Source organism: Comamonas testosteroni (assembly GCF_030505195.1).
GTDB classification, from domain to species: Bacteria; Pseudomonadota; Gammaproteobacteria; order Burkholderiales; family Burkholderiaceae_C; genus Comamonas; species Comamonas testosteroni_G.
Genome location: NZ_CP129672.1, coordinates 3,822,972 through 3,831,716 on the forward strand (window position 1 = coordinate 3,822,972; position 8,745 = coordinate 3,831,716).

Consider the following 8,745-nt stretch of genomic DNA (forward strand, 5'->3'; position numbering starts at 1 on the left):
CATGACCACACACCACACAGACGAAAAAAAGCCCGCCGATGGCGGGCTTGTCTAGAGGATCAGGTACGGGACTACATCCTTGGCTTGGGATTGTTTTGCAGCGGTGGGGGAGGGACGTCAAACAGCTTGCCTTGCAAAGGCGCGCGGTGCTCGCGCACGCGGGCCACTATGTACTCAGTTTTCAGTCCTGAGTCGGCGATAGATTGAATCTTTCGCAAGTCCACAATGAGTACGTCACCCTTTCCGAAGCGTGCTTCACCGGTCTCTACCTTTGCCAGAAAATCCTCATCGGCTATCTCAGCGTAGAAAGTGTTCGTCCCATCTGTAAATCGCCACTTATTGCCATCCTTGAACACAGGCGACTCTAGTTGCAGCAAATTTCCCTCGTTGATCGTGTCAGACACGACCTCTGCGTCGTTGCCAGCCGCCAAAAAAGCTGGGACGTCTTCCTTGAGTACAGTCACTTCTATGTGTTCGTTGTGACCTGCCATGAAAACATCTACTCCCGCTTGCTCAAGCGGCTTAACCACCCGGGCCAACGACTGCCGAACAATCTTGCTTTGATAGAGGCGCGTGGCGACAAGGTCAGTTACAAAGACCTCTGTCCTTTCTTCCACAATAATCTCAAAAATGGCTTGATCATTCTCAAACCGAATGCTGGTGGGCTTGCGACCTTTTAAGAATTTGATTAAACCAATCAATCCGCCAGCAGCTGCGCCACCGACCAACCCGATGCCGCCGATGATCCCGAACAGATTGGCTGCCGCGGTTGCGTCTGGACCTGTGAAGATTGCTACAAGCTGCTCACGTACGGTTTGCAGTACAGATAGATCTATCTTGAATGAGCCGCTTTGAAAGCTTCCGCGCACATTGACACGCACTGGCGGAGATTCCGGATAGACAACTCGGTTTGCTTCTTCAAGAAGCGTGGACAAGGCGAGCAGGGCCGGGGCGAGCTCCCTCACATCCATCTGATGGGATGCCAAGGCTGGGCCATCGTATTTGATGGAAAACTCTGCGGTTGCTGTCATGTCTGCCATTGTATGAATCCTCCCATTCTTTTGTGTTGTCCCATGTTGTTCGTTCTGTGATGGTGCCCCTCAAAACACCATCGAATCTAGCCCTTCTGAGCCTGGCGTTGCGTCAGCGACCTCGGTTCGCCTCGTCTCGTCGGTTGATCGCCTCAAGAGCTTCACGCATCGCCTGCGTATCCTCTGATTGCTTGGAGAGCTGAAGGGCGCGAAAGAACACGTAAGGAATCACTGCCAGAGCGACGGCTAAAGCTGCCGAAGCTGCTTCCTGGGGTGCACTCTTTGCACCCATGAAGCCGAACAGGAGAACAATGCCGCCCAGGATTGAGCCAATGATCGACATAACACCCATGAATTTCATAATCCCTCACTCCTTTTTTCTATCAATACTGCTCGCTACGCCACACGGTCAAAATTTTCCCAATCACATGGAAGTCGGGGTGCTTCGATGAAATGTCGTATGGTGGGAAATCTTCTTTGTTCTTCGAGATGATCCGCAGCACAAACCCTGGCTTATCGAAGTTGGGTACGCGCTGGATGATCTTGATGAACCCTTCGTCTCCTAGACGGAAGAAGTAGATGCCTTCGTGATCCACATGATTCACACCGCGATCCATAAGCAAAGGATCGCCAGGGTTGAAGATCGGCTTCATTGACGGGCCGAACCCAGTGACGATGCATAGATTGCTGACGCTGGTGTAGGTCGGTACATTGAGGCGCAGCCAATCTTGGTCGACCCGCCAGCTCTTGATCACACCAGGCTGTTCTGCCTCAAGGATCAGCTTTCCACCATTGCCCATCGCGCCGCCTACGTCGTACTGAGTGATGATCAGATCGCGCCCTTCGCCAGAATCAGATGGCGCCTCGTATGGGGACGATGCAATGTTGACGGTTGTGGCCTGAGAATCATTGCCCTCTTGGTCGTGCACCTGATCGAGCCATCCAGACGGCTTCCCTACAGCCTCCTCGATCCGTCTAGCTGTTTCTTTGCGCATTCCGCGTGCTTTGCCTGTCTGCGAATCTTTCGCTCCGTCGCGCAGGTTTGAGAACTGAGCAAGGGACATCCCGATCTTTTTGGCAGCGTCGGTCGGGCTTCCGCTTTCTTGCTCTATGAGGCGCAGGTTGGCGCGCCGGATCTCATCTATGTCTGTCATTTCTTTTATTCAATAGCAATTCGCTAAAGTCGTATATGCGCGTAACGCTATTGACCATTGTTTTGCGTTTCGCTAAAGTAAGGCATGCTTTTAAAGAATCACCTATCCACTGCTGGACGCGGCTCTGCTTCATTGCTTGGTCGAGAAATTGGGGTATCGCCTGTACTGATTTCACAGTGGGCAAATGGTGATCGCCCGGTGCCAGTAGAGCGGTGCGTCGCCATCGAGCGCGCAACAAAAGGAGCCGTCACTCGGCGCGACTTGCGCCCTAACGATTGGCTCCAGATCTGGCCCGAGCTGGCGCAGTCGTCCACTTCTAAGGAGGCTGCCCATGACTGATCGGTATCGCTTCGGCGGCCCCATCCCTGAATCCGTCAAGCGCATGAAAGCGCGGCGCGAGTGGCGCGCATCTCGACTGTTCGCCACTGTGAAGCGTGGTCGCGCCAGGGATAGAGAGGCGGCTGCGTTGGCTGCAGCACCCTTTGCGCACGCCAAGCCAGCCCAGGCCCGATGACAGGCGCTTCTCCTCATTTCTTGGCGTGCATTTATTTCCATGCAGCCAGTGTCTTTCCCCGCGGCCCAGCCCGCAACGTCCTTTTCCTGGAGAACCGGACATGAGCACACTTGATGCCCTGCGCCGTGGCGTAGACAACTATCCTGGCGGCCGCGAGGTGGTGGCCGTTCGTATTGGCAAGACTGGTGAGGTTCTGCGCAAAGAGCTGTCCGGCGCGGCCTCTCACAAGCTCGGCGCGGTAGATGCCCTGACCATTGCCCGCATTGCCTGCGAAGAGGGCCGCCCGCACTGCTATGACTACGCCTCTCTTGTGGCCCAAGAGTGCGGCGGTCGCTTTGAGTTGGTGACAGAGGCCGTCAGCGAGGTTGCCAGCCCCGTTGCCAAGGTCTCGAAGCTGGTGCTGGAAACCTCTCATGTCACCAGCGCCGTGATCGAGGCCATGCAAGACGGCGTGATCACCGATAACGAGCTGGCGCAGATTGAGCGCGAGATTGCAGAGGCCGAGGAGGTGCTGCGCAAGCTGCGCCAGGCTGCCCGCGCTGTGAACGATGCCGGCAAGCCAGCCGCAGAGCGGAAGGGTTCTTGATGAGTTCCATCACCACACTCCCGGGCCTGACCATGAGCAGCCGCGAGATTGCGGAGTTGCTCGACAAGGATCTGAGCCATGTGAACCGCGACATCCGCCGCATGCTTTCCCACCTCCAAGATGATCCAGAGTTGGATCATGTCCGTGAAGAGCAGGATGGGCGCGGTTACACCACGGCATTTCACATCGGTCGCGAACTGACCTTCACCCTGCTGACTGGCTACAACGTGTGGCTGCGCCGCCGCGTGATCGCCCGCTGGCAGGAGCTGGAGGCTCAACAGACACCAGCACTGCCCAACTTTGCAGATCCTGTGGCGGCCGCGCGCGCCTGGGCTGACGCCAAGGAATGCGAGCAGAAGGCTGTTGCACAGCTGGCGCTGGCTGCCCCCAAGGTGGAGTTTGTGGAGCGCTACGTCCAGCCCGGCACCGGCAGCATGGGCGTGCGCGAAGTGTGCAAGCTCCTCGGCGCCAAGCTGAATGCCTTCACTGATTTCCTGTTGAAGCGTGGGCTGATGTACCGCACCACGCCACAGGGCCCGCTCACGCCGCGCGCAGAGCACATGCACAACGGCCGCTTTGAGGCCAAGACTGGCACAGCAGAGCACGGCGAGACTTCGCACGCCTTCGTTCACTACAAGTTCACCGCCAAGGGGGTGGAGTGGATTGCAGGCCTGTGGTGCCAGCACCAGGTGCGCGAGAAGATGAGCAGCGAGGTGCCGGCATGAGCGTCAAGGTGATGAACGCTGTGTTTGAGCGATACCCCAACGGCGGCGGCGAAATGCTCTTGGCGCTGGCGCTGGCTGATCATGCCAGCGATGACGGCACTCGCGTGTATCCGAGCATCAAGGCCTTGGCCGAAAAGACCCGTCAGTCCGAGCGCTCAGTGCAGTACCAACTGCGCCGCATGCAGGAATCTGGCTGGCTGATCTTGGTCAATGCCGGCAATGGCGGGCGCAGCATGCACTCGGAGTACCGCATTTCCATCGACTGGATAAAGGGTGCAGAAATTGCGCCGTTGGAAAAGGGTGCAACTGACGACGCAAAGGGTGCAAACGACAGCACTAAAGGGCGCAATCCACAGCAGAAAACGGTGCAACGGGTTGCACCCGCAAATAACCGTCATAGAACCATCAATGAACCATCAGGAATCGTTGATGCTGACGCATCGAAATCCCAAATGGCCCGCGCAACTTCATTGCCTGACAGCTTCGCGCCGAACGAAACCGCTGACCGACTCGCTGGCGAGCTGGGCCTGGTTGTCACTGCTGAGCTGGAGGCGTTTGAGGACCATCACATGGCCAACGGCTCGACCTTCAAGGACTGGCAAGCCGCATTCCGTACCTGGCTGCGCAACTCTGCCAAGTTCTCCCAGCGCCAGCTGAATCCTGGCCGTCCTGCATTGGCACGCCGCCCGCCTGCAGCCGATGGCCTGTCTGGCCGCGCATACACCGGGGGGAAACTGTGATGACCACCAGCATTTCAACCCTTGCCAGCACGCCGCGCGCCGAGCCCCGCCAGCAGGTCTGCGAGACCCACGGCGCCTTTGAGTCCATCAACTTCATCGGCCGCATCTGGTCGAAGTGCCCAGGCTGCACCGCAGACGCTGCAGCCAAGGAGAAGGCGGAGCAGGAGGCTCGGGAACACCAGGCGCGCAAGTCCGCTTGGGAGCAGCGGCTGGGAGAGTCCTGCATTCCTCCGCGCTTCACGGATCGCACTTTGAATAACTTTGTGGCCACCACGCCTGAGCAGGAGCACGCACTTGCTTTTGCTACAGCCTATGCAGATGGCTTTGCGGAGGTGATCAAGACAGGTCGCAGCGCCTTGTTTGTCGGCAATGTGGGAACAGGAAAAACGCATTTGGCTGCCGGTATCGCGCTGCGCCTGATGCGTCGTGATGGGCGCCCGGTGCTTTTCACCACGGTGATGCGGGCGGTGCGCAGCGTTAAGGACACATGGAGCCGCGGCGCTGACAAGACCGAGGCACAGGCTGTGGCCGCCCTGGTTTTTCCTGACCTGCTGATCCTTGATGAGGTGGGTGTGCAGTTCGGTAGCGAGGCCGAAAAGCTGATCCTGTTCGATGTTCTCAACGAACGCTATGAGAAGCGCAGGCCAACCCTGTTGCTGTCCAACTTCGACGTTGAGGGTGTTAAGGCCTACCTGGGCGATCGCATCTTTGACCGTCTGCGTGAAGACGGCGGGGAGGCCATCCCCTTCGACTGGGAAAGCCATCGTGGAAAGGTGCAGGCATGAGCAATCCGATGAAGTTGACAGGGCACATGCTGAAGCTGGTTCCGAATGCGTCAGGCTCCAAGTACGGCAATAAGAAGATCGTTGCGGCGGATGGCACCAAGTTCGATAGCTTGGCTGAGCTGCACCGTTGGTCGCACCTGCAGATGCTGCAGCGCGGCGGCCACATCAGCGATCTGCGCCGCCAGGTGGTGTTCGAGATGGTCCCTTCGGTCAAGTTTGCTGGCGCTGCGCGCGCCCGGCCCGCCATCCGCTACATCGCTGACTTCGTGTACCAGGAGAAGGGCATTGAGGTGATCGAGGATGTGAAGGGCGTGGAGACCCCTGAATTCAAGATCAAGCGCCACCTGATGAAGGCTTTGCTGGGCCTGGAAGTGAAGGTGGTCAAAAAATGACCAAGGCATTGAACCCCGCATTCTTTGGCAAGGTCGTGCCGCTCGCTGGCCAGCGCAAGCCGCCCAGCACATCCACGATCACCCGGCTGCTGAAGCCGCACCTGGACCGCATGTGCGACGGTCGGTACATACATCGCGTCACCATGGAAAACCGCTGCGGCAACCCCATGGAGGTGGGATCGCGCCGTATCTACGTGATGGACGAGTATGGCGATACCGTGCTGGTCGACGACTGGGGGCCCTCATGGCAGTGAAGCGCATCTATCTCGCCGGCCCCATGAGTGGCCTGCCAGAGTTCAATTACCCAGCCTTTCATGCTGCAGCTGCTGTGCTGCGCGCCCAGGGGCATCACGTTGAAAACCCGGCAGAGAACCCTGCGCCGGCCTGCGGCAGCTGGCAGGGCTACATGCGCATGTCCCTGTGCCAGATCGCGGCTTGCGACTGCCTCTACATGCTGCCCGGATGGCGCGCATCGCGTGGCGCCCGCATTGAGCATGGGCTGGCGCTGGACTTAGGGCTGGAGGTGCAGGACTTCGGGGAGGTCGCGGGATGCTGAATCGTCTGAATGGCAAAGAGCGCGCTCACCTGGCTGCGGTCAAGGAACTGCCCTGCAGTGTCTGCGATCAGGCCGGGCCCAGCGAGGCGCACCACATCGAGCAGCGCCAGCAATACACGGTCGTGGCCTTGTGCGAGAGCTGCCACCGCGGGCCGTTGATGGGCTGGCACGGTCAGCGTCGGATGTGGGCAATCAAAAAGATGAGCGAGCTAGACGCACTGAACGTGACTGTGCGGCGCTTGCTAGGCAATTGAAGTAATCAACGAAAGAGAGGGGCTGATGCGTAGAGACTTGAATTTGAATGTGCCCCAGGATTTGCAGCAGGCCGAGGATCTGCTGGAGAGGTACGGGCGATGGGCTCAGGATCGGTACAAGAAGCAGCGCTGCGCAAGCGCGGAGGGGAAGTACCGGCCTCCACCCCAGGCCCGCAGCGATGACCAGCCTCTTGTTCCCCTCATGCCGGACTGGAGCGCGCGACATGTCCAACTGGCGCTGCAGTCCGTGCCGATGCAGTTTCGCCGTGTGCTGTTTGCGATCTACGTGCCGCAGCAAGAGCATCCCATGGCCGCGCGCCGCCGCCTGCGTCTCAAGCGCGATGTATGGGACGGCAGCCGGATTCAAGGCCTGCGCCACTTCTGGAGCATCTACCGCTTGCGCTACTTGACAAAGGATGCCACAATCGCGCCAATTCTCCGCGACACTGAGTCGTGTGCCCTGGTTGCCTTACGGTAGCCAGCGGCGTGACCAAAGCCCCAAGCCTTAGCCGCTGGGGCTTTTTCGTTTGTCTCCTGCCAGCCGAAAGCTGGTTGCTGCCGCCCTGGTTCGCCTCGGCGGCTTTTTTATTCCCGGTTCGCTGCCACCGAGCACGCCCGACGATCACGCACATTGCAGTAGGGGCGGATCACTCGGTGGCAGCACCCATTTGGAAGGCTCACATGTCCCTTGATGCAACTCATTCACGGCTGACTAAGGTGGGCCGTATCGTGATCGAGGGCGGCCATGTTCTGGTCGAAGGCTTTGAGGGCGATAACTGCTCCTGCCGCGATCTGGCAGTCCTCGCTTGCATGCACGGTATGGAAGTGCTGGCGCTGGAAGCCCGTAAGACCATCGAGCAACCAGGCGGCGGCCAGATCGGAATAGGGTGATAGCCATGCTTTACACAGCAAAGAACGCGCGCGGCGCGGTCGTGGTCGATGTGGACACCGGCGAGCGCTTCTCGCGCGTGTCCGAGGTCAGCACCTCAGGCGGCTGGATCAAGGTTCATGACAACCCGATGCGCCTTGATGCCCAGGGGCGCGTAGCGGGTCGGCGCATTCGTTTCCGTTCTGTCTATGCCATCCAGGGGATGGAGCGCATGCCCTGCCTGTTCCACTGCTACGGTCGGCAGACAGCTGAGGCTGCGTAATGGCAAAGCTGCAGACCCTCAAGAGCAGTGTGCCAATGCTGGACACCAGGCGTGTACAGACCATCCAGGCCGGCAGCTGGCGCACCAGTGACCAGACAGCCGCACAGCGCGGCTATGGCTACAAGTGGCAGCAGGCCCGGGCTCAGTACCTGCGTGAGCATCCACTCTGTGTGAGGTGCAAGGCTGACGACCAGGTGACAGCGGCCACGGTCGTTGACCACATCGTCCCGCATCGAGGTGATCAGTCACTGTTCTGGCGGCGCAGCAACTGGCAAAGCCTTTGTGCTACCCATCATTCCCGCGACAAGCAGCGCGAAGAGCAAAGGATGTGAACCATGGACCGCATGCAGCACCCATCAAACAATGCTGTGCTTGGCGCGCCAGCTGGCTGGGATCAGAAGACGTTGCCTTGCAATGCGCTACCTGTGACACGTACCGATTGGGATGGTGTGCCCGCAGTGGTCTCATTCTGGTTGCCAACGCCTGCTGAGGTTGAGGCGATCAAGGCGGGCCAACCGGTCATGCTGTGGGTGGCTGGTGGCCACATGTCGCCCGTGGCGCTGATGGTCGAAGCACAGGAGCAGCAGACATGATCGAAGTCACAGACCGAAACGGGAGGACTCACCTGCTGAACCCGGATGGGATCGTTAGGGTGGAGGAGGCAGGTGCATCGAGTCAGTGGCATGGCATCCGTTGTCACATCAAGACCTCTGACGGCGCGATCATCGAATGCCAGCAGAGCATCCAGCAGGTGCGGAAGCTGCTGCAGGCGTTGGAGCTGTCCCGGCTCGGCGTTGGTGCTGCCTGAGCTCGTCTGGCGCGGCCTGATGGCATCGAAGGGGGAGGGGGAGGCTAAA

At 59.2% G+C, this 8,745-nt stretch carries 19 protein-coding genes; 16 read left to right on the top strand and 3 right to left on the bottom strand.

The annotated features are described in order from the left end of the window. Positions 1-71: 71 nt before the first annotated feature. The 3 genes from QYQ99_RS17635 to QYQ99_RS17645 all read right to left on the bottom strand — a co-directional run bounded on the left by QYQ99_RS17635 (position 72) and on the right by QYQ99_RS17645 (position 2,185). On the bottom strand, positions 72-1,040 hold the full coding sequence (locus QYQ99_RS17635; protein WP_302089339.1) for a hypothetical protein: 969 nt from the start codon (positions 1,038-1,040) through the stop codon (positions 72-74). A gap of 103 nt (positions 1,041-1,143) precedes the next feature. Further along, complete coding sequence (locus QYQ99_RS17640) at positions 1,144-1,392, bottom strand: hypothetical protein (protein ID WP_302089340.1); 249 nt, start codon at positions 1,390-1,392, stop codon at positions 1,144-1,146. Between the two features lie 22 nt (positions 1,393-1,414). Further along, positions 1,415-2,185 (bottom strand): S24 family peptidase, encoded by a 771-nt coding sequence (locus tag QYQ99_RS17645; RefSeq protein ID WP_302089341.1) that lies wholly within the window; start codon positions 2,183-2,185, stop codon positions 1,415-1,417. Between the two features lie 84 nt (positions 2,186-2,269). Here QYQ99_RS17645 and QYQ99_RS17650 point away from each other — a divergent pair, with 84 nt between their 5' ends. The 16 genes from QYQ99_RS17650 (at position 2,270) to QYQ99_RS17725 (ending at position 8,696) form a co-directional block, all read left to right on the top strand. After that, positions 2,270-2,524, top strand: a complete 255-nt coding sequence (locus tag QYQ99_RS17650; RefSeq protein WP_302089342.1) for a transcriptional regulator — start codon at positions 2,270-2,272, stop codon at positions 2,522-2,524. Next, complete coding sequence (locus tag QYQ99_RS17655; RefSeq protein ID WP_302089343.1) at positions 2,517-2,699, top strand: hypothetical protein; 183 nt, start codon at positions 2,517-2,519, stop codon at positions 2,697-2,699. Before QYQ99_RS17650 ends, QYQ99_RS17655 begins: the two co-directional genes overlap by 8 nt. 100 nt (positions 2,700-2,799) lie before the next feature. Beyond that, positions 2,800-3,285, top strand: coding sequence for a phage regulatory CII family protein (locus tag QYQ99_RS17660; RefSeq protein ID WP_302089344.1), 486 nt, complete (start codon positions 2,800-2,802; stop codon positions 3,283-3,285). Continuing rightward, positions 3,285-4,010, top strand: a complete 726-nt coding sequence (locus tag QYQ99_RS17665; RefSeq protein WP_302089345.1) for a phage antirepressor KilAC domain-containing protein — start codon at positions 3,285-3,287, stop codon at positions 4,008-4,010. Before QYQ99_RS17660 ends, QYQ99_RS17665 begins: the two co-directional genes overlap by 1 nt. 59 nt (positions 4,011-4,069) lie before the next feature. Beyond that, the gene (locus QYQ99_RS17670; RefSeq protein ID WP_302089346.1) at positions 4,070-4,750 is read left to right on the top strand and encodes a helix-turn-helix domain-containing protein; all 681 of its coding nucleotides are present in this window, start codon (positions 4,070-4,072) and stop codon (positions 4,748-4,750) included. Further along, complete coding sequence (locus tag QYQ99_RS17675; protein ID WP_302089347.1) at positions 4,750-5,535, top strand: ATP-binding protein; 786 nt, start codon at positions 4,750-4,752, stop codon at positions 5,533-5,535. The genes QYQ99_RS17670 and QYQ99_RS17675 overlap by 1 nt, the downstream gene beginning before the upstream one ends. Before the next feature lie 26 nt (positions 5,536-5,561). Further along, a complete protein-coding gene (locus QYQ99_RS17680; protein ID WP_302089348.1) occupies positions 5,562-5,927 on the top strand; it encodes a DUF1064 domain-containing protein in 366 nt (121 codons plus the stop codon). After that, a complete protein-coding gene (locus QYQ99_RS17685) occupies positions 5,924-6,181 on the top strand; it encodes a hypothetical protein (RefSeq protein ID WP_302089349.1) in 258 nt (85 codons plus the stop codon). Before QYQ99_RS17680 ends, QYQ99_RS17685 begins: the two co-directional genes overlap by 4 nt. Then, the gene (locus QYQ99_RS17690) at positions 6,172-6,483 is read left to right on the top strand and encodes a DUF4406 domain-containing protein (RefSeq protein WP_302089350.1); all 312 of its coding nucleotides are present in this window, start codon (positions 6,172-6,174) and stop codon (positions 6,481-6,483) included. The genes QYQ99_RS17685 and QYQ99_RS17690 overlap by 10 nt, the downstream gene beginning before the upstream one ends. After that, on the top strand, positions 6,477-6,737 hold the full coding sequence (locus tag QYQ99_RS17695) for a hypothetical protein (protein WP_302089351.1): 261 nt from the start codon (positions 6,477-6,479) through the stop codon (positions 6,735-6,737). Before QYQ99_RS17690 ends, QYQ99_RS17695 begins: the two co-directional genes overlap by 7 nt. Before the next feature lie 25 nt (positions 6,738-6,762). Beyond that, positions 6,763-7,215: a hypothetical protein gene (locus QYQ99_RS17700; RefSeq protein ID WP_302089352.1), complete on the top strand. Its 453-nt coding sequence runs from the start codon at positions 6,763-6,765 to the stop codon at positions 7,213-7,215. 203 nt (positions 7,216-7,418) lie between these two features. After that, a complete protein-coding gene (locus tag QYQ99_RS17705; RefSeq protein ID WP_003061169.1) occupies positions 7,419-7,628 on the top strand; it encodes a hypothetical protein in 210 nt (69 codons plus the stop codon). A gap of 5 nt (positions 7,629-7,633) precedes the next feature. Next, positions 7,634-7,888 carry a hypothetical protein gene (locus QYQ99_RS17710; protein WP_003061171.1) on the top strand — a complete coding sequence of 85 codons (255 nt, stop codon included), beginning with the start codon at positions 7,634-7,636 and terminating at the stop codon, positions 7,886-7,888. 35 nt (positions 7,889-7,923) lie between these two features. Continuing rightward, on the top strand, positions 7,924-8,220 hold the full coding sequence (locus tag QYQ99_RS17715; protein ID WP_302089353.1) for an HNH endonuclease: 297 nt from the start codon (positions 7,924-7,926) through the stop codon (positions 8,218-8,220). A gap of 3 nt (positions 8,221-8,223) precedes the next feature. Beyond that, a complete protein-coding gene (locus tag QYQ99_RS17720) occupies positions 8,224-8,481 on the top strand; it encodes a hypothetical protein (protein ID WP_302089354.1) in 258 nt (85 codons plus the stop codon). Continuing rightward, positions 8,478-8,696 carry a hypothetical protein gene (locus QYQ99_RS17725; protein ID WP_302089355.1) on the top strand — a complete coding sequence of 73 codons (219 nt, stop codon included), beginning with the start codon at positions 8,478-8,480 and terminating at the stop codon, positions 8,694-8,696. Before QYQ99_RS17720 ends, QYQ99_RS17725 begins: the two co-directional genes overlap by 4 nt. Positions 8,697-8,745: the final 49 nt, after the last annotated feature.